Annotated in this window: 11 protein-coding genes and 1 pseudogene; 10 read left to right on the plus strand and 2 right to left on the minus strand. The window is 50.2% G+C overall.

Annotated features, from left to right (window positions below; all coding sequences use genetic code 11):
• From B5F87_RS21225 to B5F87_RS15040, 9 genes and pseudogenes are all read left to right on the plus strand, one after another.
• Positions 1–232 (plus strand): hypothetical protein (locus B5F87_RS21225; RefSeq protein ID WP_204246081.1); only part of this gene is annotated, 232 nt, incomplete at its 5' end.
• Between the two features lie 17 nt (positions 233–249).
• Positions 250–1,593, plus strand: a complete 1,344-nt coding sequence (locus tag B5F87_RS15005; protein WP_087282447.1) for a chloride channel protein — start codon at positions 250–252, stop codon at positions 1,591–1,593.
• Positions 1,594–1,743: 150 nt separating this feature from the next.
• A complete protein-coding gene (gene ppdK, locus B5F87_RS15010) occupies positions 1,744–4,371 on the plus strand; it encodes a pyruvate, phosphate dikinase (RefSeq protein ID WP_087282450.1) in 2,628 nt (875 codons plus the stop codon).
• 447 nt (positions 4,372–4,818) lie between these two features.
• Positions 4,819–5,741: pseudogene (gene rhuM / locus B5F87_RS15015) on the plus strand (RhuM family protein).
• Positions 5,742–5,800: 59 nt separating this feature from the next.
• Entirely contained in the window at positions 5,801–6,469 is a 669-nt protein-coding gene (locus B5F87_RS15020; protein ID WP_087282452.1) for a chloramphenicol acetyltransferase, read from the plus strand.
• Positions 6,470–6,637: 168 nt separating this feature from the next.
• Positions 6,638–9,922: an alpha-mannosidase gene (locus tag B5F87_RS15025; protein WP_087282456.1), complete on the plus strand. Its 3,285-nt coding sequence runs from the start codon at positions 6,638–6,640 to the stop codon at positions 9,920–9,922.
• A gap of 245 nt (positions 9,923–10,167) precedes the next feature.
• Positions 10,168–10,656, plus strand: coding sequence for a MarR family transcriptional regulator (locus B5F87_RS15030; RefSeq protein ID WP_087282459.1), 489 nt, complete (start codon positions 10,168–10,170; stop codon positions 10,654–10,656).
• Positions 10,649–12,382, plus strand: coding sequence for an ABC transporter ATP-binding protein (locus B5F87_RS15035; RefSeq protein ID WP_087282461.1), 1,734 nt, complete (start codon positions 10,649–10,651; stop codon positions 12,380–12,382). Before B5F87_RS15030 ends, B5F87_RS15035 begins: the two co-directional genes overlap by 8 nt.
• On the plus strand, positions 12,375–14,264 hold the full coding sequence (locus B5F87_RS15040; protein WP_087282463.1) for an ABC transporter ATP-binding protein: 1,890 nt from the start codon (positions 12,375–12,377) through the stop codon (positions 14,262–14,264). Before B5F87_RS15035 ends, B5F87_RS15040 begins: the two co-directional genes overlap by 8 nt.
• A gap of 130 nt (positions 14,265–14,394) precedes the next feature.
• Here B5F87_RS15040 and B5F87_RS15045 read toward each other — a convergent pair whose 3' ends face one another.
• Complete coding sequence (locus B5F87_RS15045) at positions 14,395–15,774, minus strand: sensor histidine kinase (RefSeq protein WP_087282465.1); 1,380 nt, start codon at positions 15,772–15,774, stop codon at positions 14,395–14,397.
• Positions 15,771–16,508: a LytTR family DNA-binding domain-containing protein gene (locus B5F87_RS15050; RefSeq protein ID WP_087282467.1), complete on the minus strand. Its 738-nt coding sequence runs from the start codon at positions 16,506–16,508 to the stop codon at positions 15,771–15,773. The genes B5F87_RS15045 and B5F87_RS15050 overlap by 4 nt, the downstream gene beginning before the upstream one ends.
• 324 nt (positions 16,509–16,832) lie before the next feature.
• Between B5F87_RS15050 and B5F87_RS15055 the strand changes: the two genes are divergently transcribed.
• Positions 16,833–26,930: a fibronectin type III domain-containing protein gene (locus B5F87_RS15055; RefSeq protein ID WP_158097059.1), complete on the plus strand. Its 10,098-nt coding sequence runs from the start codon at positions 16,833–16,835 to the stop codon at positions 26,928–26,930.
• The last annotated feature ends 14 nt before the right edge of the window (positions 26,931–26,944 follow it).

Genomic DNA, 26,944 nt, shown 5'->3' on the forward strand with positions numbered 1-26,944 from the left:
TAATGGAAAAGGGATAAGCCCCTTCCTTCATTCTGTGTATTTTGTTCAGTTTTCAATGTCACAGAAAAGAAGGAAAGGGGCTAAATTTATGCCTGAAAATGAGGTTTTCGGACAGGCTGGGGGGGTAGAAGTGATTTTTTGGAAAATGTATGATACTTTTTTGTTGTGTGGAGACAGAACGATGTTGCAAAGCTGCGCCAATATGTGTAAAATGATAAGTGGATTATTTTGAAAAGCAGGAATAAAACGATGAGAGAGAAAATCAGTGAAAATTTAAAAAAGATACAGCAGCAGATCAAAGAAGTGGAGATTCACTATCTGAAGATGATACTTTTTAACTTAAAGACCGGTATCCTGTGGATGCTGCGCGCCTTTATCGTGGGTCTTGTGGCGGGCGGCTTCAGCAGCCTGTTCACGCTGGGTCTTGCGGAGGTGACCCGCATAAGAAATGTATTTCCTTTTCTTTTGTTTTTACTGCCGGCGGGCGGTCTGCTCATTGTGTGGCTGTACCGGCTCTGCGGCATCAAAAAGGACTCGGGGACGAACCTTCTGATCACGGCGGTGCATCACAGTGAACAGCATGTGCCGGTCTATCTGGCGCCGCTGATTTTTGGCGCTACTCTGATCACGCATCTCTTCGGCGGTTCCGCCGGAAGAGAGGGAGCGGCCCTGCAGATGGGCGGCAGCCTTGGAAATACGCTGGGGCAGCTGTTTCATCTGGATGAGGGAGACCGGAAAATACTGATGATGAGCGGAATGAGCGCGGCTTTCTCCGCGGTGTTCGGGACGCCCATGGCGGCGGCCATCTTTCCCATGGAAATGATCAGCGTGGGAATCATGCATTACGCGGCGCTGCTGCCCTGCGTGTTTGCGTCCCTGGTGGCCAATCAGTTTGCCCTCAGCCTGGGGATTCTGCCGGAAGCATATCATGTGACAGGGATTCCCGCCGTATCTTTTGAGAGCTTCGGAAAGCTTGTTCTGCTGGGAATCTGCTGCGCTGTGGTCAGCATTATTTTTTGTAATTTCCTGCGAGGGGCCAATGCATTTTATGATAAATGTTTCAAAAATCCATACATAAGAGTGGTTGCCGGCGGCATACTGGTTATTCTTTTAACAATGCTGGTGGGTGATTTTGACTATAACGGGGCGGGAACGGAGCTCATCGAGCGGGCTATCGAGCACGGCGAAACGCCGTCTTACGCTTTCCTTCTGAAAATGCTGTTCACGTCCCTGACGCTGGCGGCGGGATTTAAGGGCGGCGAGATTGTGCCGGCGTTCTGTACCGGAGCCACCTTCGGCTGTCTGTTCGGCAGTCTCATGGGAATCTCTCCTTCTCTATGTGCGGCCCTCGGCATGACGGCGGTGTTCTGCGGCGTCACAAACTGCCCGATTACTTCTATGTTAATAGGATTTGAGCTGTTCGGGTTTGAGGGAGCGGTGTTCATTCTTCTGGTCATTTCTGTCAGCTATCTGTTCTCCGGATACAAGGGACTTTACCGAGAACAGATCATCGTTTATTCCAAATATCACCCGAAATATATCAATCGATTGTCAGGTGATGAAAACTTTGACGGGGAAGATTACGAGGAATAAGAAAAAACAGCGTTTTCGATGAAATATTTTTGACAATATTTCGTGAAAAATATGGCGCATCAATTTTTTTTGTGCTATAATAGTTGCGCATGTGAGGAATCATGTGCGTTACGTGTGCAGAATATAGATAATTTTTAAGGAGGAACAACAATGGCAAAAAAATGGGTATACCTGTTTACCGAAGGCGATGCCACAATGAGAAATCTTCTCGGCGGCAAAGGCGCTAACCTTGCTGAGATGACTAACATTGGTCTGCCTGTACCTCAGGGTTTCACTATCACAACTGAGGCGTGTACACAGTACTATGAAGATGGAAGACAGATTAATGATGAGATCCAGGCACAGATCATGGAGTACATCACAAAGATGGAAGAGATCACTGGAAAGAAATTCGGTGATAAAGAGAATCCTCTTCTGGTTTCCGTTCGTTCCGGTGCTCGTGCATCCATGCCAGGTATGATGGATACTATCCTGAACCTTGGTTTAAATGAAGACGTTGTTGAAGTATTGGCTGCAAAATCCGGCAACCCACGTTGGGCTTGGGACTGCTACAGAAGATTCATCCAGATGTATTCTGACGTAGTTATGGAAGTAGGTAAGAAATACTTCGAAGAATTAATTGACAAAATGAAAGCAGAAAAAGGCGTAACACAGGACGTTGACCTGACTGCTGATGACTTAAAAGAGCTGGCTTCCCAGTTCAAGGCTGAATATAAAGAGAAGATCGGGGATGATTTCCCGACAGATCCGAAGGAACAGTTAATGGGCGCTATCAAAGCCGTATTCCGTTCCTGGGACAACCCACGTGCCAACGTATATCGTCGTGACAACGATATCCCATACAGCTGGGGTACTGCTGTTAACGTACAGAGCATGGCATTTGGTAACATGGGCGATGACTGTGGTACAGGTGTTGCATTTACCCGTGACCCTGCTACAGGCGAGAAGAAGCTTATGGGTGAGTTCTTAACAAACGCACAGGGCGAGGACGTAGTTGCCGGTGTTCGTACACCAATGCCGATCGCTCAGATGGAAGAGAAGTTCCCGGAAGCTTTCGAACAGTTCAAACAGGTTTGCAAGACTCTGGAAGATCACTACAGAGATATGCAGGACATGGAGTTCACTGTTGAGAACAAGAAGCTTTACATGTTACAGACACGTAACGGTAAGAGAACAGCACAGGCTGCTTTAAAGATTGCCTGCGATTTAGTAGATGAGGGAATGAGAACAGAAGAAGAAGCTGTTGCAATGATCGACCCTCGTAACCTTGACACATTATTACATCCTCAGTTCGATGCAGAAGCACTGAAGAAAGCTGCTCCTATGGCAAAAGCCCTTGGTGCATCACCGGGAGCTGCATGCGGTAAGATTGTCTTCACAGCAGAAGATGCTAAAGAATGGGCAGCAAGAGGAGAAAAGGTTATCCTTGTTCGTCTTGAGACATCCCCAGAGGATATCGAAGGTATGAAGAGTGCACAGGGTATCCTGACAGTTCGTGGTGGTATGACATCTCACGCAGCCGTAGTTGCCCGTGGTATGGGTGCTTGCTGTGTATCCGGATGTGGCGACATCATTATGGACGAAGAGAACAAAAAGTTCACTCTTAACGGCAAAGAGTTCCACGAAGGAGATCCTATCTCCCTTGATGGTTCCACAGGTAACATCTACGACGGTATCATCCCTACAGTAGACGCTACGATTGCCGGTGAGTTCGGACGTATCATGGCATGGGCTGACAAATACAGAACCATGGGCGTACGTACCAACGCAGATACACCTGCAGACGCTAAGAGAGCTCGTGAGCTGGGCGCTGAAGGTATCGGCCTTTGCCGTACAGAGCATATGTTCTTCGAAGGCGACAGAATCGACGCATTCCGCGAGATGATCTGTGCAGATACAGTAGAAGAAAGAGAAGAAGCTCTTGAGAAGATTCTTCCATACCAGCAGGGAGACTTCGAGCAGTTATTCGAAGCTATGGAAGGCAACCCTGTAACAATCCGTTTCCTGGATCCGCCTCTGCATGAGTTCGTTCCTCAGACAGAAGAAGATATCAAGAAACTGGCTGACGCTCAGGGCAAGACTGTTGAAGATATCAAAGCAATCATCGAAGGTCTCAAAGAGTTCAACCCAATGATGGGACATCGTGGATGCCGTCTGACAGTAACATACCCAGAGATCGCTGTTATGCAGACAAAAGCTGTTATCCGTGCAGCAATGGCTGTTCAGGAGAAACATGCAGACTGGACTATCGTTCCTGAGATCATGATTCCGTTAGTAGGCGAATTAAAAGAGCTGAAATACGTGAAAGAGATCGTTGTTAAGACAGCAGACGCTGAGATCGCAGCTAAAGGCTCCAACCTCAAATACGAAGTTGGTACCATGATCGAGATTCCTCGTGCAGCATTACTTGCCGACGAGATCGCAAAAGAGGCTGAGTTCTTCTGCTTCGGTACAAACGACTTAACACAGATGACATTCGGCTTCTCCCGTGACGATGCCGGCAAGTTCCTGGATGCTTACTACGACGCTAAGATCTTCGAGAACGATCCATTCGCTAAACTCGACCAGGATGGCGTTGGTAAGTTAATGGATATGGCAGTGAAATTAGGTAAAGGCCAGAGAGCTGACCTCCACTGCGGTATCTGTGGCGAGCACGGTGGAGACCCATCTTCCGTAGAATTCTGCTACAAGATCGGTCTTGACTATGTATCCTGCTCACCATTCCGTGTACCGATCGCTCGTCTTGCAGCAGCACAGGCAGCAATCGCCGCAAAATAATTACTGCGGTTCGCGGATAGAAGTGCATAGAATATAAGCAATATTGGCAGCGTCCTGCTCTTTGGAGCAGGGCGCTGTTTTTACATTTTTATGGGATATTCTCACGGGATATTCCGGCATCGAGATGAATACCGGGATTTGCCAGGCAAGAATTCTGGCAGGAAGGGAATTATTCGAAAGAAGAGTTCATTTGTGATGGATGAGTGAAACTATATAAAATTGTACGGAAGATCCTCTGGTTTTTACTATAGTGATTTGATTATGCTCTATAAAAACTGTGTAATGTATATTGCCTGAATGATATCTTATAGAACGAAGATTGATAATTGTCTTGATTTACTAAATAATGTATAATACAAATATGAAAGTATTTGATATGTATTTGCAAATAATGAGATTAACACAGGGATTTAGGCGGCAAAATAAGAAAGGAGGAGGACATTTAATTTGAAAAAGAAAAAAGAGGAAATATCCATCCGTTCCAGCGCAGCAGAATATTTGACTTACGTTGCTTCTGTTGGCGGCCAACAAAATAGCTTTGAAATGCGTTATGAGGATGAGAATATTTGGCTGACACAGAAGATGATGGCCACATTGTATGATGTGGATGTTCGAACAATCAACGAGCATATCAAAAAGATTTATTCGGACTCAGAGCTTGAAGAAGATTCAACTATCCGGAATTTCCGGATAGTTCAAACGGAAGGTTCCCGTCAGGTGACTCGTAATACTAAGCATTACAATCTTCAAATGATTATAGCAGTTGGTTTTAAGGTAAACAATGAACGAGCTGTACAGTTCCGTAAATGGGCCAACGGTATCGTGAAGGACTATACCATCAAAGGATGGGTTATGGATGATGAACGCTTGACTATGATCGCACAGCAAAAACGACAAAACAGTTCTTCGCAAAAGTACAGAATAAGATGTACTATGCAGTACATGGGCATACAGCAGCGGAACTGATTTATGAGCGTGCGGATGCAGAGAAACCACATATGGGACTTACCACATGGGCAGCAGCACCGGAAGGTAAGATTGTAAAAAGCGATGTCAGTATTGCGAAGAATTATCTTTCAGAGCAAGAGAGTCGTTCATTAGAGCGTATTGTATCTGCTTACCTGGATTTGGCAGAAGACCGTGCAGAGCGCCATATACCAATGACGATGGAAGATTGGTCGAAACGACTGGATTTATTCCTGATGGCAGATGATAGAGAAGTCTTACAAGATGCGGGAAAAATCACAGCAGAGATTGCCAAGGTAAAAGCTGAGACTGAATTTGAAAAATACCGTGTTGTTCAGGATAGATTGTTTATGTCTGATTTTGATAAATACATATTGGAATTGGAAGAGAATGCAAAGAAGTAGATTGCTTGATTTTGCTCTGTATGATGAAATTTGCTTTGACATGACAGAAGGGACGACGTATGAATACTTACAGAAAAATAGACATGGAATCCTGGCCGCGCCGGGAACATTATAAATATTATACCGAGAGATTAAAAGTGGAGTACAGCATCACGACTTCCATTGACATCACAAAACTGCTGGATTTCTGCCACGCAGGCGGGTACAGATTCTATCCGTCGATGATTTATTTTGTGACGAAGGTAGTCAATGAGATTGAGAACTTGCGGATGTTTCTGGACGGGGACGGCAGTCTCTGCGTGTGGAACCGGGTGATTCCAAGCTATACCATCTTTCATGAGGATGACAAGACATTTTCCGACTGCTGGTCGGATTACTGTGAAGATTTTGATACATTTTACCGGACCATTACGGAGGACATGGAGAAGTATAAAGACGTAAAAGGAATCAAGGCGAGAAAGAATCAGCCGCCTAATTTTTACTGCATTTCCTGCGCGCCGTGGACGGCGTTTACCAGCTATACCAGCAGGGTGCCAAACGGGGAGCCGTCGTATTTTCCGATTATCACCATCGGAAAGTATGAAACCGATGCTGGCAAGACAACAGCTCCGGTGAATCTGACCATTGCCCATGCGGTGTGCGATGGTTATCATTCCGGTCTGTTTTTTGAGAAGCTGCAGGAGTCTGTCAATGATATTGGAAAGGCAGTGGCGAGCGGCAGAAAATAGGGATTATTTTTTCTATCAGGAACAAAAAAAGAAAATTGTGTAACTCTCCAGGTTGTTGTAAGATATAACTACGCAATCCGGAGAGTTTTTGTGTTTTAGGGGATGTTCCGTTGGAACTCCTGTTGTGCCATAAGCCGGAACTTATTATATATCAGGAGGAGTATATCAATGTTTTTTACAGTGGAAAAGTTTGAAAGAAGAGTGGAAGAGCTGGGGAGGAGAAGGTATTTTGGGCTTATGTGCGTTGCCCCCTTTGCAGCTGTTCCGGGAAGGCTGGGAGAGGACGAGCATTATTATGGGGCGCCGCCGGAAGGAATTGCAGACGAAGGAGAGAAATTTGGAATAAATGACTTCTTTTCGGGGAGGGACCGGTATCTCTGGCTGGAAAAAGATCTGGTTCTGCCCACGGCAAAAGAGGGGTGCCGGGTCGTGGGGCTTTTTGATTTTGGAGAGACCGGAGATGGAAATAACAGTGGATTTGAGTCGCTGCTGTATGTGGATGGCCATCCGTATCAGGGGGTGGATACCAACCATAAGGAGGTTATTTTTACAGGAAAAGAGGGAGAGAAAGCCAAGCTCGCCTTTCTGCTCTGGACCGGATTGGAGGGCGGCGGTTCGCACCGCACTTTCTATCATCAGTGCCGCCAGGCGGACGTCGGATATCTTCACTGCAATACCGATGAAATGTATCATCTGGCAAAGGCGGTAACGGAGACGCTGCGGCTGCTGCCGGAGGATGATGTGAATTACGCCGGGCTTACGGCGGCTCTCGACCGGGCGCTTTTGTGTATTGACTGGGATGAGGATGCTGCCTGCGAAAATATGGAACAGGAATCTTCATTTTATGGCTCCGTTGACCGGGCGTATCAGGTTCTGGTGGATGAATTGTCCCGCATGAAGAAGAGCACGGATATCACGGTTCACGCGGTGGGACATACCCACATTGACGTGGCCTGGCTCTGGCGGCTCAAACATACGAGAGAGAAGGCGCAGCGGTCGTTTGCTACGGTGCTGCGGCTGATGGAAGAATATGATGATTATGTTTTTCTGCAGACGCAGCCTCAGTTGTATCAGTATGTCAAAGAGGACTGCCCGGAGTTGTATGAGAGAATCCGCCTGAAGGTAAAGGAAGGAAAATGGGAGCCGGACGGCGGCATGTGGGTGGAGGCCGACTGTAATATCCCGTCGGGGGAATCGCTGGTGCGGCAGTTCCTTCACGGCACCCGTTTTTTTGAGAGGGAGTTCGGGAAGAAATGCGAGTATCTGTGGCTGCCGGATGTGTTCGGATACAGCTGGGCGCTGCCGCAGATTCTGAAGCTCTGCGAGATTGATACATTTATGACGACAAAAATCAGCTGGAACCAGTTTAACACGATTCCCAATGATCTGTTCTGGTGGCGGGGAATCGACGGCACGGAGATTCTCACATATTTTGTCAACACGCCGGACGAAGGACGGGAGATGACGGACCGGTTCTCCACGTATAACGGGTACATGAATCCGCGGGCGGTTCTTGGAAGCTGGAAGAAGTTCCGGAATAAGGACATCAGCAGGGATACGCTCATATCTTATGGATACGGGGACGGAGGAGGCGGTGTCAACCGGGAAATGCTCGCCATGCGCCGTGCCATGGATGCGGTTCCGGGGCTGCCAAATGTGAAGACCGGCACTGCCGGAGCATTTTTCCGGAAAATGCACGAAAATGTGGAGAACACTGACCGTTATGTGCATACCTGGGACGGGGAGCTGTATCTGGAGTATCACCGGGGAACCTACACTTCGCAGGGATATAATAAGAAAATGAACCGCCGTCTGGAGAATAAGCTGCTTAAGACTGAATGGCTGGCATCTCTGTCCTGGTGTCTGGGCGGTGATTATCCGCAGAAAGCTCTGCATGAGAGCTGGGAGTGTGTGCTGCTTCATCAGTTCCACGATATCATTCCGGGTTCCTCCATTCATGAGGTGTACGATGATTCCAGAATCAATTACGGAAAAGCGGAACGCCGGGTGGAAGAGGTGCTTGAAAATGTATTGGGGCAGCTGACGGAACAGAATGAGACTCCGGATGTGCCGGCCGGCCAGAATCAGAATCTGGTTGCCCAGCTGACAGACAACCAACAGAGCCAGAACTTCTCCATCTATTCTGCCTGCAGCTTTGGAGGCAGAGAGCTGGTGACAGTGCCGGTGAAGGAGAGCGGGCGTTTTTATGACGGGAAAGGAAATGAGCTGGAAGCGGACAGAACAGCGGAAGGCTATGAGCTGCTGGTAGATGTGGAGCCATTTGCCGTCAAGAATGTGACATTTACTGTGGAGGATACTTCGGTGAAAATTGATTCGGAGAAGAGAGAAGAAAACTCCGGTGTTTCACAGCCTTCATTTATTTATAAAGATAATACCCTGGAAACTCCTTTTTATTTCCTTGCCTGGAATGCGGACGGTCAGCTGACAAAATTGTATGATAAGAAGGCAGGACGCTCAGTGCTGAGAGAGGGGCAGAAAGGAAATGTGCTGGAAGTCTATGAGGATAAGCCGATGGATTTTGACGCCTGGGATATTGATATTTATTACACCCAGAAGATGGAGACCATGAGCATCTGCGAGCCGGTGCGGCTGGTGGAAGAGAACGCCTTCAAGATAGTGCTGCGCTTTGTGTATCGGTACAGGAAGTCCCGTCTGGTGCAGGATATGATTTTGTACCGGGATTCAAAGAGGATTGATTTTAAGACCTGGGTAGACTGGAGGGAAGATCACCGGCTGCTTAAGACCGCTTTTTATACGGATATCCGCGCCACGAAAGCTGCGTATGATACGCAGTTTGGTCATGTGGAGAGACCGACGCACTGGAATACCAGCTGGGATTGGGCCCGATTTGAAGTCTGTGGTCATAAATGGGCGGATCTGTCGGAGACAGGATACGGCGTCAGTCTGCTCAATGACTCTAAATACGGCTATAGTATCAAGGACAACGCTATGAAGCTGAGCCTGCTGAAAAGCGCGAAGAATCCGGACACGGAGGCGGATATGGGAGAGCATACTTTTATTTATGCTCTGTTCCCGCATGAAGGAGCAGTAACTGAGGGCGGCGTCATTGAGGAGGCATGCCGTCTGAATCTGCCGGCCCAGGTCGTGGCGGGCAGGATGACGGAACAGCGCCGGCTGGTGAAAATATCCGGACATCCGGCTTCTGCCGCCTGCAGCGTTCAGATTGACGCAGTCAAAAAAGCAGAGGACGAAGACTGTCTCATTGTCCGGATGCATGAGTGCCGGGGCGGCCGGACGTCGGTTGTGGTTTCGTCAGATTTCCCGGTAAAAAGGATGGCGCCATGTAATCTTCTGGAACGGGATTTCCAGAAGGAGGAAAGTACCGGCGCAGAAACTGACGCTGTGAATACCAGCGAGGCTCTTCTCACTTTCCATCCATTTGAGATCAAAACGTTAAAATGGTATTTTTAGCAAGGCGGGATGGAATATTGTGATGACTACAGAATATAAATGCAGATGACACTTTTTTGTAACAAAGAAAGAATGTGTGTCAAAAAACTAAAAGTTTTCTTTCTGTTTCTTGTGCATTTTAACGGGTTGACAATAATTTTTATTCTATATATTATATTGTTAGCTACCGAACTAATTATCAGGCGGGGCGGGTTCCGTCTCGTCTGATAATATTCTGCAAAGAAGAGATTGAAGAGGGTATGTATATGGAAGGTCGGAATGAATACGATTCTACTTACCATGTGGGGCGGATGATTAATGGTCTGTCCCACCAGCTGAAACGGCAGATGTGTGCTTTGGAGGAAGAGAGCGGTCTGACCAACATGCAGAGTCTGGTGCTGCATTACATAGCGTTTCAGACCGTGGAGAGGGATATCTACCAGAAGGATGTGGAGAAGGCGTTCCAGATTCGCCGCTCGACAGCAACTGGTATCCTGCAGTTTCTTGAAAAAGAAGGATACATTTACCGTGAGACCGTGGAAAGGGACGCACGGCTGAAAAAGATTGTCCCTACAGAGAAGACCAAAGAGCTTCATGGGCACATTATTTCCAATATCCGTTATATGGAGGCTCTTCTTCGAAAAGATATTCCCAGGGAGGAGCTGGAAGTTTGTATCCATGTGCTGGAGCGAATGTCTGCAAATTTAGCCGATTATGAGAATGACAGAGGAAAGGAGACAACAAAACATGAATAGGAAATTACTTCGTTCTGTCCGCGAGTATAAGCGGGAGACGATACTGACGCCTGTTTTTGTGGCGCTGGAAGTATTTATGGAGGTGCTCATACCGCTTCTGATGGCTAATATCATTGACGTTGGCATTGCCAACGGAGATATTGGATATATCATCAGACTTGGAGTCGTTCTGGTGCTTCTTGCCATGGTAGCTCTGTTTTTCGGAGCGAAGGCCGGACAGCTTGGAGCGATTGCCTCGGCCGGTTATGCCAAGAATCTGCGGCATGATATCTTCTATAAGATTCAGGATTTTTCATTTGGAAACATTGACCATTTTTCCACGCCGAGTCTGGTGACCCGTCTGACGACAGATATCACCAATGTGCAGATGGCGTATATGTTTACCATCCGCCTGCTGGCCCGTGCGCCGATCATGATCGTTTTGTCATGGGTCATGACTCTCACCATCAACGTGCCGATCGCGCTTCTTCTGCTTGCCATGATCCCGATTCTGGGGGGCGTGCTGATCTTTATTGCCAAGAAGGCGCATCCGCATTTTATTCAGGTGTTTGATGAGTATGACGTGCTGAATAATACGGTGCAGGAAAATGTAAATGCAGCCCGTGTGGTTAAGGCTTATGTTCGTGAGGATCATGAAAATGAGAAGTTTGGAAAGATTTCCACTATTGTATTTAAGCTCTTTACCAAAGCGGAAAAAATTGTGGCGTGGAACTCGCCGGTTATGCAGTTTACCATTTACGGCGTTGTGCTTTTCATGGTATTAGTGGGCGGCGAGAGCATCATCCGGGGAACTATGCAGACAGGAGAGCTTACCAGTATTATCGTGTACGCCCTCCAGATTCTCATGTCATTGATGATGGTAACTTTCGTATTCGTTATGATCATGATTGCGGAAGCATCCACAGATCGTATTCAGGAAGTGCTGGATGAAGTGCCTGAGATGATAGATGATGAGAATGCTCTCACGGAAGTTGCCAGCGGAGATATTGATTTTGAGCATGTGGATTTCAGTTATTCCGGTGAGGGCGGCAACCTGTCCTTAAAGGATGTGAATCTTCATATCAAGAGCGGTCAGATCATTGGTGTGATCGGCGGTACCGGAAGCGCCAAATCCACTCTGGTACAGCTTATCCCAAGGCTTTATGATGTGACGGGCGGCTGTGTGAAGGTCGGCGGCGTCGATGTGCGAAAGTATAACCTGAAGGCGCTTCGTGACCAGGTGTCCATGGTGCTTCAGAAAAACGTGCTGTTTACGGGAACTATATATGAAAATATCCGCTGGGGTGATGAGAATGCCAGTGATGAGGAAGTGCAGAGAGTCTGTAAACTGGCCCAGGCCGACAGCTTTATTCAGGAGTTCCCGAATAAATATGAGACGATGATCGTGGAAGGCGGTAATAACGTGTCCGGCGGTCAGAAACAGAGGCTTTGTATTGCCAGAGCGCTTCTTAAAAAGCCGAAGATTCTTATTCTGGATGATTCCACCAGTGCGGTGGATACCAAAACTGACGCAATGATCCGTCAGGCGTTCCGGGAGGAGATTCCGGATACAACCAAGATTATTATCGCGCAGAGAGTGTCTTCTGTGGAAGATGCAGATATGATCATCGTTATGGATAACGGTGAGATCAATGGCATCGGAACTTCAGAAGAACTCCTGAAGACCAATGAGATCTACAGAGAAGTATATGAATCACAGGTGAAAGGAGGCGCTGACAATGAGTAGACCAGAAAAACCAAAGGTTACCGGCGGGACTATCAAGACAGCGAAGCGTCTGCTGAGGTATGTGACCAGTACATATAAGATACAGTTCATCCTTGTTATTTTCTGTATCCTTGTGAGCTCCATCGCGTCAATCTCCGTATCGCTTTCCCTGCGTTTCCTGCTGGATGATTATATCATTCCGCTGATTGGACAGCAGAATCCGGATTATTCTGAGCTTTATTTTGCGCTGACAGTGCTGGGAACCATTTTTCTCTGCGGAGTCATCGCCACATTTGTATACAGCCGGTTAATGGTTGTGATCGGACAGGGCGTTCTGAAACGTGTCCGTGACGAGATGTTCGCTCACATGCAGACGCTGCCGATCCGCTATTTTGACCAGAATACCAACGGCTCCATCATGAGTCTTTACACCAACGATACAGATACTTTAAGGCAGATGATCAATCAGTCGATTCCACAGGTGCTGATGTCAGCCTTTACCATCGTTGTCACATTTATTTCCATGCTGGTGCTGAGCCCGATTCTCACAGTGCTGGCAGTGCTGATGATTATTCTGATGTTTTTTGTATCAAAAATTGTATCCGGCAACAGCGGAAGATATTTCATTCGCCAGCAGCTTGACCTGGCTAATATCACCGGTTTTGTGGAAGAGCGAATGAGCGGGCAGAGAGTGGTTAAGGTATTTAACCATGAAAAAATGTCTGAGGAAGAGTTTGACAAGTTTAATGAGGAACTGTTTGAAAGTTCCTCCAAAGCACATACATTTGCCAGCATTATGGGCCCGATCATAGGAAATATGGGTAACCTTCTGTTTGTGCTGACAGCAGTGTTCGGCGGATTCCTTTCTGTCATGGGAATCGGCAACATCACCCTCGGCGTTATGGCGTCCTACCTGCAGTTTACCAGAAGTTTTACTCAGCCGTTTATGCAGATCGCGCAGCAGTTCAACTCCATTATCATGGCGCTGGCCGGTGCGGAACGAATCTTTAAGATGATGGATGAGGAGCCGGAGGTAGATGAGGGATATGTTACCCTGGTCAACGCAAAGAAAGATGCTGCCGGCAATATCACCGAGTGTGAAGAGAGAACCGGCTTATGGGCGTGGAAGCATCCGCATCAGGCGGACGGAACTGTGACCTACACTGAGCTGAAGGGAGACGTACAGTTTGATGATATGACCTTTGGTTATGTGTCGGATCACATGGTGCTTCATGATCTGAGCCTTTATGCGAAGCCGGGACAGAAGCTGGCGTTCGTCGGTTCCACGGGAGCCGGAAAGACCACCATTACCAACCTGATCAACCGGTTCTATGACGTTGCGGACGGCAAGATCCGTTACGATGGTATCAATATCAACAAGATTAAAAAGGCGGACCTGCGTCGTTCTTTGGGAATCGTTTTACAGGATACACATCTGTTTACCGGAACGATTATGGAGAATATCCGCTATGGTAAACTGGACGCCACCGATGAGGAAGTGTATAAAGCAGCACAACTGGCACATGCCGACGGATTCATCCGTATGCTGCCGGACGGCTATAACACCCATCTGAGCGGTGATGGTGAAGAACTTTCCCAGGGACAAAGACAGCTCCTTGCCATTGCCAGAGCAGCCATTGCGGACCCGCCTGTGCTGATTCTTGACGAGGCTACGTCCTCTATTGACACAAGAACTGAGAGTATCGTGCAGAAAGGTATGGATAACCTGATGAAGGGACGTACCGTATTTGTTATCGCCCATCGTCTTTCAACCATAAGGAACAGTGACGCCATTATGGTTCTGGAGCATGGACGTATCATCGAACGGGGAACTCACGACGAGCTGCTGAAGCTGAAAGGAACATATTATCAGCTTTATACCGGTAAGCTGGAACTGGATTAGAAAATACAATGCGGGCCTGCGGCCCGGCAATCACTGAAACAAAAATATACCCCGGAGGTGCCGGAACATTGATGATCTGTTCCGGCGTCTCCGGGGCTTTTTTATGACAATCTGTATGACAATCTTTGCGTTACGGAAGGTTCAGCACAATTCGTGCGGTGAATATGCCTTCCGTTTTTTTAAATTCGGCGCTGCCCCCGTATTTTCCGGCGATGCAGCGGATACTTTTTAAACCCTGGCCACGGAGTACGGTGTGCTTGGTGGAAATAAACTCTCTGCCGTCGGAGAAATCGGGAGAATCAGGACCTTCCGCGGAGCAGGCGTTTTCAACCTGCATGAGAAGGGATACATTTTCCAGACGTATCCAGATATGCAGGAAACGGTCTTCTGACACCGGAAGTTTCCGGCAGGATTCAATGGCGTTTTCCATCAGATTACCCAGCAGGACGGTCAGATCTATGGCGTCGAAACGCATTGTGTTGGGCAGAGGCTGAAGATCTGTGTGGACAGTGATTTTTTCTTCTCTGGCCTGCTGGATATAGTATCGCAGAATACTGTCCAGCGAGGAATAGCCGGACAGCGGCATTTTCTCAAGTTCCTGGCAGAAGGCCTCGTACTGTTCCAGATACCGGTCGAGCTCTTCGTCCTTCCCTTCCCGGTGCAGGGCGCCGATAACATTGAGATGATGGCGGATATCGTGGCGGGCCCGGCGGGATTCGGCGACGCTGGCGCTGATCTGGCGGTATTTCTCATCGAAAGTTCTCAGCTGATCCTGCAGCTCACGATTCTCGGCTGAGAGGTGTACCTCAGAGAAAAACATGTAGTAAAGGATGGCGTCAGTCAAAATAAATGCCAGTAAAAAGAGAAGAAGCGGATATCCTGTCACTCCGTAATAAAATTCATAGTTCGTCAAAGAAAAGATACAGAAACTATACAGCAGGAGCGCGCTGAGCAGGTAAATACATCCACGGTGCAAAATGGGATTGGTCATATATGGAAATCCGGCTTTTACTACATGTTTAAGAAAGACATAAACGACAGGACATGTAATTATAATCCCGGTCATATAGAGAAAAATATCCTGAGGACCGTAAATGATCGGAAACTTCTGTTTCAGGGGATCCTGGATGATGCCGTTCAAAACAGACACCGCCGTGAATAAAATAGCTTCGTAATGAATCAAGAGAGTCAGAACCAGTATTTTTTTTGCGGCGGCGGCGCGAATCACGTAAAAGAAAAAAATAACGAAAAGCAGGACGAAGACACACATATAGAGGTTGGAAGTAGATCGCAAAAATTGATGTGTTCTTCTGGATACCACGGAAATCAGAAAATGCATCAGAACAAAACCGATGGAAAAAATCAGCACTCCTGCTGTTATTAAATAATGAAGTGTTCTGCGGGGAAGAAGCAGCTCCTTTTTTTCAAATGGGACAAAGCAAAGCAGCGCAATGGGAAGCGTCTGCAGGAGAAAACCCGGCGCCTGCCAGATAAAATCCACGTAAGTCATAAATAATCTCCTTTCCGTGAATGTGCGAATAAGTAATCATTATATTTTTTTCGGACGGAAACTTTCTCGCCCCGGCTGATCAGCGCAGACGTTCCGTCCCGGAATTTGCATACATTTTTATCAATATATAGAATGTAGGACATATGGACGATAAGCCCCCGGGATATTTTGAGAAAATATTCCGGGTTCAGTTGTTCTTCCACCCGTATGAGCGGAAGAGGAATCCGCTGTGGCTTCGGGATATTTTTCAGGTAAATATCAACGCCCTTGTTATTACTCTGGATTTTCTGCACCTGCTCCAGAGGGAAAGTATAATTTTTGCTGTCAGAATGAATCTCCAGATATTTTTCCGGGCGGTGAAGATGACGAAAGAAACGTCGAAACAGTTCCCGGAGACTGTCGTTGTTTACTGGTTTGATAAGATAATGGACAGCATATAAATCAAAAGCGTCAAGCGCGTACTCCCTGGCAGAAGTGAGGAAAGCAATTTGTACTTCCGGGATAATGTTTCGGATACAGCGGGCGGTCTCAATGCCGCTCATACCGGTGAGATAAATGTCCAGCAGAAGCAGATCATAGCGGACATTTTGCCGGACAGCTTCCATCAATGCCTCGCCGCTTGGATAATAGTCAATATTCGTCTGTACAGGAAATTCCTGTCGTATGTATTCTAGTGTGTTCTGCAGCAGACACAGATCGGTCTTATCGTCTTCGCAGACTGCGATTTGCGGCATAACGCTCCTCCTGATGTAAAAATGATATATATGTATTATATAGAAAAATCACAAAAAGTCCAATACCTGTTCGGTAAGATTTTGAGCGGTTCGGTCAGATAAAACAGGAGCGGAGGTCATGTGTCAGACGACTCAGTGGTTCATTCTGACGACCCAGTGGTAGAACCGGGGGAGAAGAGATTATGTTACTATATTACATGTAAAAAAAGACGTCAAATACTATCCAGGAAGATGGTAATGATTTTTGGGTAATATTTGACAAAAAAAGAGGAGACCGGCGTTAATATGACGTCCGGAAAGAGGAGAAAGGGAAAGGAGAGAAAAGTGAGAAAAAGAATCATAGCAATTCTGCTGGTTTTCTGTCTCGTTGCGCCGCTTCTTGGGCGCAGTCCGATACAGACGGAGGCGGCGACGGACCAGTATGGGTTCTCCACGGAACCACCGGAGGAATTTAATCCGAAGGACGGAAAGAATCCGTACGGAAAAGGATATACGGCCCTCAATCCAATCATGGAACCTTTTGTTTTCCGGTCATCCAAAGGTTCCATGAATGTGGATTACTGGAATGACGTAAAACCGCAGCAGGGAGTGACGGCGGGAACGCAGGTGTCCCTTGCCAGCCGCGGCAGTCAGAGCGAGGCGGACTTTGTGGTTTCCAAGGCTTATGACCCTGACGGGCAGGGACACGATTATATGGTCGCCATGGTGGGACTTAAGAATAACGACATCGTGGTGTGGAACTACAACACCCGGACCAAACAGCAGGGGCCGGATTATACCATTGATGTGGGCGGCGGTGACAACAGCGACTGGTTCGACGACATCGCCCAGTGGGAGTACACCAGCTTCTTTAACCTGACAGCCGGGGACTTTGACGGCGACGGCGATGACGAGGTGGCCGTCTATATCCCGCAGCGGGGCAATCCGAGAGTGCGTATCCTGAAGGATAACAACGGTACATTTACTCAGGTGGGAAATGAGATCTCCTACAGTGCATTTATGGGAGCGGATGCGAACATTTCCGGCGAATTTAATAATGACGGAAGAACCAAACGGGCCATGGTGCAGGCGTCATTGGAGGCCGCCGACCTGGACCGGGACGGCAAAGATGAGCTTTTGATGCTCGGTTCCTTTGCCAATCTTCATGAGAACGATGACACCAAAAAGATCACGGACAGAAGTTCAGCTCTCGGCATCTACAAGATGAATGATTCCGGAACCCTGGCGAAATGGGGCGACACCTTCCGGATGAATGACGGCGCTGTCTATCTCAGAAGCGCTTCCTGCGCTGCCGGTGACATCGACTACAACGGCTTTCCGGAGATCGTGGTGGCCGGCTATTACAGCACGGGAGCCAGCAATGACAGCTTAAACGGCAGCCAGTTTGCCGTGATGACTCTGGCATATGACACGAATACCGGGAAGATGAGCAAGGGCGCCGCCCTGAAGGTGGACATGAACGGATTCGTAAAAGACGGTCTGTATACGGGCGATAACATCCAGGCGCCGCCGGCGCTCACCTGTGTGGCCATCAACGGCAGGAACGACAGTGAGAGAATGTTCCTGGAAGGTTCCATGTATCAGTTTAAGGATAGCGAATGGGCGCATGAACATACCTATGATAAATATACGAAATCCGATGACGGTATCAATGGATATATTATCAGCAACACATGGATGGAGACGGCGGTGGCCGGCAATTTTGACGGTAATGATCTGGGCATTGAGCAGGTATATTACACCACCGGATACAAACAGATGAGCCTCAATTACTTTTTCTACAATGTAAATGTAATGGGGAAAACGACGAAGCATGAGGGCGAGCAGCAGGCGCCGGGGAATTATTACGATAATCTCTGGGAGTATGTGCGCTACCATAACAGCGGCGGCGATCATCTTTTTGTGGCGCTGGCGGCAGTGGACGCCGACGATGACACGGATACGATGGTGTATTCCCGCAAGGAATATACATATACTAATGTAAATGTACTGGCGATTCTGCAGGCAGCGCCGTATTTTGAGGATCTGATGGATGAATATCCGGACGGAGTGGGAAGCACCAGCTTTGAGAAGGTGGAAGGCTCCGGCGGCAGTGAATCCACGACGAAGTCCGCGGCAGCGGGGGCTTATATCAGTGGAGAAAAGTCCATCCTGCCGGGAATCTTAAGTTTTACTGCGGAAGCTTCCTACAGCCATGAATGGGAGTGGGAATATGAGCAGGAGAAGAGCATAGAATACGGCGTAAACTTCGAGGGCGGCTTTATGGAAGACAGCGTGGTTCTGTACCGGACGCCGGTGACGCTGTATTACTATGACGTCCACCCGGCCAGAGGCGGAGAGACTTACAGTATGACGGTGGGCATACAGGATAATCCGGTGTACAGCGTCATGGAGATGGATGAGTACAATACGCTGGCCGCACAGGATGATGCCATGAAGGATAAGGTCATCAGCGACAGCGTTCTGGGTTCCACTCCGGGACAGCCGTCCACCTATAAGACAAGCGCCGCGGGGCTTACGGATTTCACGGGAGCGAAGGACTTTGTCTCCTGTTCTTCCGGCACCACGACGGCCATGACAAGCCAGTCCATCACCACCGGCGAGACCTCAAGCGCCAGCCAGTCCTACAACAACAGCTTTGAGCTGAAGGTTGGACTTTCCGGCGGCAAGGACAACGTTTTCTCCATCGGGGGCGGCTTCAGCGGCGGAGGCGGCTGGGGCGGAGGAAGCACCACCTTTGAGTACAATAATGTAACCAAGGCGGGAACAGTGGCGTCCCCTCCGTCCACAGAATATCCGTACTCCTTCCAGTGGAAGTTCGGTACATGGCGGGCCAATGTGGGCGACACCGAGGTGCCGGTGCTCGGATATCTGGTCAGAAACGTGGTGGAACCGCCGAGTCTCCCGAAGAATATCGCAGTGGACACAGTAACACAGGATTCCATTACATTAAGCTGGGAACACGGCGCAAGAAGACCGGTCAGCTACGAGATCTATCAGTATTTTGAGGACAGCGTGGCGGACAGCGGCTATTCTCTTATCGCCACCCTGGACGGGGAGGAGACCTCTTTCACCTATGAAGATCTGGAACCGAGCAGCGATTATACCTTTGCCATCCGTTCCGTCGGCGTGGATGATAACGGAGACCGGGTTGTGTCGGAGTATTCGTCTCTGGTGACGGGAACGACCTTAAAGGACGGGCCGGCGCCGGAGATCCACAGCATCAGCGACGACGTCCGCGTATCGCCGGGTGATACGGCATCCTTTACCGTGGACGCCACACCGTCCCAGGGCGTGGAAACCGGACTGACCTATTCCTGGCAGAAGAGAGCGGCGGACTCCACCGTGTGGGAGAACATCGGGGGAAGCAGCAGTACGCTCACGCTGAAAAATGTCACAAAAGATATGGACGGAAACCGTTACCGCTGTGTTGTCTCAGAGGTGCATAACGGCAGACGGGCCTACTCATACAGCGAGGCGCGCATGCTCACCGTGGACAAAGCGGATTCGCAGGTGACCGTATCGGCTCTTAATGAATCGAAGAATACGGGAAGCGCCGATTATTCCATATCAGAGACCATAAAAGAAAACGTCAACGTGATCGCCACGGCGACGGTGACCACGCCGGAGACTGTCGGTGCAGACGGCGGTACAAAAGAAGAAAATGTAACGGAAACCTATCAGATTTATGAGAATAAAAATGTGCAGTCAGGTGAAAACACCGCGCAGCCGGAATACATTTACCGCTCCCAGAGCGACGACAGCTACTACATTCTCGAAGACCTCACGGACGGTTCGGAAGGATCCGGACAGACGGCGACAAGAAGAATCCTTCTGAGCCAGCCGGACGATTACTTTGCCTGGGACGAGGAAGGAAGCCAGGCCGTGGAAGGTCTCTCTCCGGACCGGCTGACCGGCACGGAGCAGCAGATCTACGAATATGACGGGCCGGAACCGGCGGAGGGCAGCGGCGATTCCGCGACCGAATACCTTTGCTGGCAGGTAGAACAAAAAGACGGTGAAGGAGAAGGACTGGGCGTCTTCGTGAACCTCTATGCAAAGAACGAGGCGGGCATTTCCGGTCGTCCGCGCCTGTACCAGATGGTCGACGGCGTGATGACTCTGTGGACTGACGAAGAAGAGGCATGGACCGACGGAGTAAAAGAGTGGACCGATGAGGGCGGCTATCTTGCGCCGGAGCCGGTATATTCCTCCAATCCGGGAACCGAGATCGTCGGTGGTGTGACCTATGAGGTATGGCAGGACTGGAAGGATTCCGCTGTCAGACTCTATCAGAAGACCGATGAACAGGGAGTTGTTCACTATTATCAGAAGGTGGAAGATACTTCTTCGGGCGAGGAACCGGAGATTCCTCCGACTGGCGAAGGGGAAGAAGGCGGCGAGGAACCAGTCACCGGATTCATCATGAAGGAGATCTATCTGATCGTGCCGACGGGACTGGCTGATGCTTCAGAAACTTACAACGTGCTTCCGGAAGAATCGGCAGTTACCGTACAGGAAGAGCGGGAAAGAATCGTCTACACGGCGGTGAGCGGCGATTCTGTGACCCTTACGGCCAACGTGGCTTCCTTGAGCGAAGGAAAGTCGGTGGACGGCGGCGTCACCTTCCAGATGGTCAACAACAGAACCGGTGATTTCACCGCTGTCTCTGCCGATGTGACAGGCGAAGGCCAGGGCACGGCGACTGCAACGTGGACGCCGGTGAAAGCGGGCAATTACACCATAACGGCTACCTTCGGCGGCAATGAGATGCTCAACAGTTCCTCCGGCACGGCCAGCTATTTTGCCACGGACGGTCCGGAAGGCAAGGTAGGCTACGTGCTGCAGGGAGAGAGCAGTGCCGTTTACGGAGACAGCCTCAGCCTTGCTATAAAGGAGGCCAGAACGGATGAAGCAGGCAATGTGACGCTTACAGATCTGCCTTCCGGTACCTCTGTTGTCTACAAGATGCAGTATAAGAAGGATGATGGCAATATCGAGGAAGAAACTCTTTCCGGCAGCACGGCGGGCGTGACCTGTACGCCGAAGAAACCGGGAGACTATACATTTACAGCGCAGGTGGGAGACGACGAAGCTACCTGCTATGTAAATGTGCTGAAACGGCCGGTGACATTTACGGCACCGTCCAGGAAAGGCATTTCGAGCACGGATACGGCCAACAAGATTCCGAAACTCAGCGAGGTGAAGACCAGCTATACGGGCGACGCGGAGAAAACCGCCATCCTTGATACCGATGCGGAAGCCTTCCGCCCGGAGACACTGCTTACGATCACCAGCAGACCGGAACTGACCGTGGACTCCGGAGCCAATGATTATATCACCGGACTGGCTTATCAGACGGAGGCGGGAGATGACGACGCAGGAGGCAGCGATGCGGAAGACGCCGGCGCAGGAAGCGGCAGCGGCAACGGAGAAGCCGCCTATACCGAGACTGTGCGGCAGTTCCTGGACAAATATGACGCAACCATGGAGAACGGCCTTTATAACATCGTGGCCGGCGTCCGCAGCGTCTCCTATGAGTCCGGAGCCAACGGAACTCTGCGGGGATACTACGGCGATAATCAGGCGGCCTTTGATTCCGGCGCATCTCTCACGGAAGGTACAAAAATCACCTTTGTGGCAGATGCTCATGAGAACTTCCAGGTGAAGGAATGGACGGTGACAGACGGAGAAGGACAGCCGCTGACCGAAGGGGAAGATTACACGGTGAGCGGAAACCGGCTGATCGTTCCTGCTCTGAAAAAGGAGATGCATGTGCAGGTAAGCTTTGAGCCAGCCAGCTACCAACTGACATTCTCCGCCGGTGATAACGGCAGCATCACCGCACAGTACATAAAAGACGGCGAGGGAAGCGGCGCAGCCCTGACTTCACCGGAGATTGTGGCCGCAGGCAAGAGCGTTCGCCTGAGCGCAGCACCGGATAACGGCTACGTGGTAAAACAGTGGACTGTCACGGAAGGAAGCGGAACGCCTGTAATCAGGCGCAATGCCGACGGAAGCATCTATGCAGGCGATACTCTGGATCTGGAGCGGCTGGCCGCCGATACCACCGTACAGGTGGAGTTTGAGCCGGAAGAATTCTACACCGTGGAGACTTCCGTGGTGGATGACGAAGGCAACACGGTTCCGGGCTGTGAGATTACCGTGGATGGCTTATCAGAAGACGGCACGGCCAGGAGAGGCTCTTCCCTGACCTTCACAGCCAAGCTTCCGGACACAAACATCGTCCGCGAGTGGAGAGTCTATGACGCCGAGGGCGATTACGAGGTGGTTTCCGGCAATGCCGGCACTTACACTGTATCCAACGTACAGGAGAACCTCCGGGTGGAGATTCTCGTCTCTGAGATGAAGACGTACCAGCTTCATTTTGCGGCGGTTGACGAAGACGGAAGTACCGTGGACGTGGAAAATGTACTCCGCGCCTCCTGGAATGGCACAGAGCTTGAGAACGGTACGGCGTACACTGCCTACATACCGGTGGACTTTACGACCAGTCTTCCGGAAGAATATCAGGTGAAGAACTGGACGCTCCGGCAGGGCGGCGGCGGGGAAGCCGTTGTGGCCGAGGGCAAGGATGCCGTAACCTACACCCTTACCAGTCTCTCCGATGAGACATGGGTGACTGTTCATCTGGAAAAACGTCCGACACTCACCTACGAGGCGGTCGAGATTCCGGGAGCGGATGCCGACAATACTGTAACCTGCGGGGAACTGCAGTCCGGCTCTTATCTGGATAAATACCGGACAGAGGACATTGTGCTGACGGTATCTCCGGATTACGGCTATGAGATAGACACTGTTCTTATAAATGGTGAAACTCTTGAGGCAGCGGCCGGGACAGTAATTGCAGATAAGGCAGAAGCTGTGACCGGCAGCATGGAGCGGGTGGAAAACAGCTCCGATGTTCTTCTGACGCTGACGCCGGGAGAGCAGGGCTTTACGGAAGATGTAAAAGTGACCGTGTCCTTCAAGCCGATCACTCCGGTGACAAAGGCCGAGTACAGTCTCTATGATCTGGGCGACGGCGTACACGGAACCATGGAGGTTTCCGTCGAACGCTTCGGCGCCGAAGAATACAGACAGACCACAGAAGAACCGGCACAGAGCGGCAGTCTCACAGATATTTACCGGGATTCCGTCATCACATTTACCGTGACCCCGGACAAGGGCTATGAGGCAGCCAAATGGTTTGTCAACGGCGAGGAAGTCACGGAAGGCATCAGTACAGTAAATTCTGACAACGATACATTTACTTATACGGTAACGGAGAAAGATACAGAACCGGTGCGCGTCATGGCGCAGCTGGCACAGACAGGAAACAAGCTGACCTTCGGCGCAAGGAGCATCCTTGACGACGAGACGGCCGGCGGCACGGTGACGGCGGTCAACAACCGTACCGGAAGACCGTTCTATTCCGGCAACACTCTGGCGGCGGATTCGGAAGTGACATTTACTGCCGAGGCTGCAGACGGCTATGAGGTTGTGGGCTGGGAGATGGACGGAGAGATGGTATCCGGCGAGACCGGCAATACATTTACCCGTGAGATTAAGGCCGACAGTGTCACCGATGTGAAGGCAGTCTTTGACCGGCTGCCATATACCGTCGCATGGTCCGCCACAGGCGGTACGGTGACTGCCGAAAATGCGACAGACCATAACGAAGTATCAAACGGAGCCAGTGTGAGAGGCGGCAGAGAGATCACATTTACCGCCGCACCGGACGCCGGCATGAAGTTTGCCGGCTGGAAGGTGGACGGAGTCACGGTTCCGGAAAATAGCCTGAAAGAGAATGTGCTGACCCTTACCCTGGAAGCAAATGTACAGGTGACCGCTGTCTTTGCGCAGGAGCCAAACTGTCAGGTGACTTTCAGTGCGGAGGATATCAGCGGCAGCGAAAACACCGGCGGAAGTCTGAGCGCTTCCCTGAACGGTGAACCATTCCGGAACGGAGACAAAGGCGCGAAAGGAGATAAGATTGTCTTTACCGCGGCGCCGGATAAGAATTACCGCGTGAAGACCTGGATGGTGGACGGCGCTGACACCCAGACAAGCGAAGACAGCTACACGCTGACCGTCAGCAAAGACAGCCACAAGGTGAGGGTGATCTATGAGCTTGCGACCGGCACCGTGACCTTTGGCGGCAACGATGCGTCCATGGGAGAAGTGACGGCCAAGACGGCGAAGGACGGACAGGAGGCCGAAGCCATTACCTCCGGCACAGCAGTTCCTTCCTATAACAGAGTAACCTTCCAGGCAACGCCGGCGGAAGGATATCTGGTGGAAGGCTGGTACTCCGATGCGTCCATGACGGAAGAATCAAGAATCGAGGGAACACAGTATGAACAGAATACCTACGTGATCGATTCCCTCTACGGGGACGCGCAGGTGTACGTGAAGTTTGAGGCTATCCCGTCCTACGAGATTACTGTGGGAACCACGGGAACCGGCAGCGGCGCTCTGGAAGTGACCCTCAACGGAAAACTGGTGACAGATATAAAAGACGGTACATTTACCGCGCCGCGCCACAGCACGGTGAGTGTCACAGCTGTTCCTCATGACGAATACAGTTTCCTAAGCGCATGGAACGGTGTGGCCAGCGATTCTCTCACCTACACCATTGAAGATGTGACCAGAGCGGAGAGCATCATCGCAGAATTCTCCCCGGCAGAGCTGGTGGAGGTATCCTTCGAGATTCCTGAGGGACTGGAAGACCAGTGCCATCCGGCGGTGGCAGCCGGTTACGGCGATGATTATACGTCTTATGAGAATATTGAGGCGGTGGGCAAATCCGTACAGGTATTAAGCGGCAAGAACGTGCGCTTTACCGTGACGCCTCCGGCCGGTCAGATGATCGATGCATGGACTGTCACTTACAGCGACGGCTCCGCCGTGACCGGACAGGAGCTGGGCCTGGAAAATGCACTGCTTCTGGAAGGACTGAACCGCAACGCCATTGTTTCTGTTTCCTTCCGTGAGATCGAAGCGTGGGACGTTCCGGAAGAGACTGACTACGACAGCGACGAAGACGGAAAGAACGATTATCACATCGAAAACCTTGTCCGCATACCGGACACATTGCCGGAGGAGCCGGAGTACGAAGACACAATCCGAGACAAAGGCAGCGTAAGCTTCACTCTGGTGCCGGGTGAAGGCAAGTGGATTACGGATATACGCCTGGCCGGCGAAGGTGAAAGCCGGAAGACCCGCAGCGAAACCGGCAACCGTTTATCCTACACCAAAAACGACGACGGCAGCTACGCGGTGACCATCGAAAATGTAACCAGGGACATTCGTCTCCAGGTGGATACGGTAAATTATTACACTGTCTCTATCGGGCAGACAGAGCACGGCGGCATTACCGCCCGGGATAATGACGGCAATGTCATCACCGACGGCACCGCTGTGGCAGAGGGAAGCGCCGTTACATTTACCGCAACGCCGGATAATCATTACCGTTTTGCAAAATGGGGCGGCGACGCCGCGAATACCAAAGCGAAAGCTGCAAATCGCGGAGAAGCTGTGAGCGTGACCCTGACAGACATCAGGAAAGACATTGCCGTGTCGGCTGAATTTGCCATGACCGAGCACAAGAACACAGAGGTTCGCGGTGCGAAAGAGGCAACCTGTACCGAAGACGGATATACCGGCGATACTTACTGCACCGATTGCGGCGCGCTGGTAGCGAGGGGGCAGGTGATCAAAGCCACTGGTCATGATTACACGCAGACAGCGTCCACAGATCCGACCACCCAGAAGGAAGGCACGAAGACCTACACCTGCCGGCGCTGCGGTCACAGCTACACAGAAAGCACGGAGATGCTTCCGAAGCCGATTGTCGTAAAACCGATCAGAGCGGGAAGAAATAAAAACTGTCTCTCCTGGAACAAAGTGGACGGTGCGGACGGATACATCATTCTGGCCGATACCTGCAACACCCGCAGCAAAAAACAGGAAAAGACGGTGAAGAGAGTCAAGACTGTCGTCTCTGGCGACCGCACCACCTGGACTCATAAGAAGCTGAAGAGCGCTGCCTGGTACAAATATCAGATCAAGGCATTTAAGAAGGTGAACGGTAAGAGAGTTGTCATCAGCGAAACGCCGGTGGTTCACGCAGTCACCGCGGGAAGCACAAGATACGCCAACCCGGTGAAGGTAAAAGTGAATAAGACGAAGATTTCCGTAAAAGCCGGAAAGAAAAAGAAAATCAAGGCATCCGTTGTTCTGCCGAAGAACCGCATCTGCCAGCAGCACTGTGATGAAATTCGCTACGTTGTAGTGGACGAGACCATTGCCGCTGTGAACAGAAAAGGCGTCATCAAGGCAAAGAGCAAAGGAACCACCACCGTCTATGCCATCGCGCAAAACGGCGTCAGCAAAAAGATTACGGTGACGGTGAAGTAACGCGCATGAAACAC

The organism is Eubacterium sp. An3, assembly GCF_002159465.1.
Classification (GTDB): Bacteria; Bacillota; Clostridia; order Lachnospirales; family Lachnospiraceae; genus Anaerobutyricum; species Anaerobutyricum stercoris.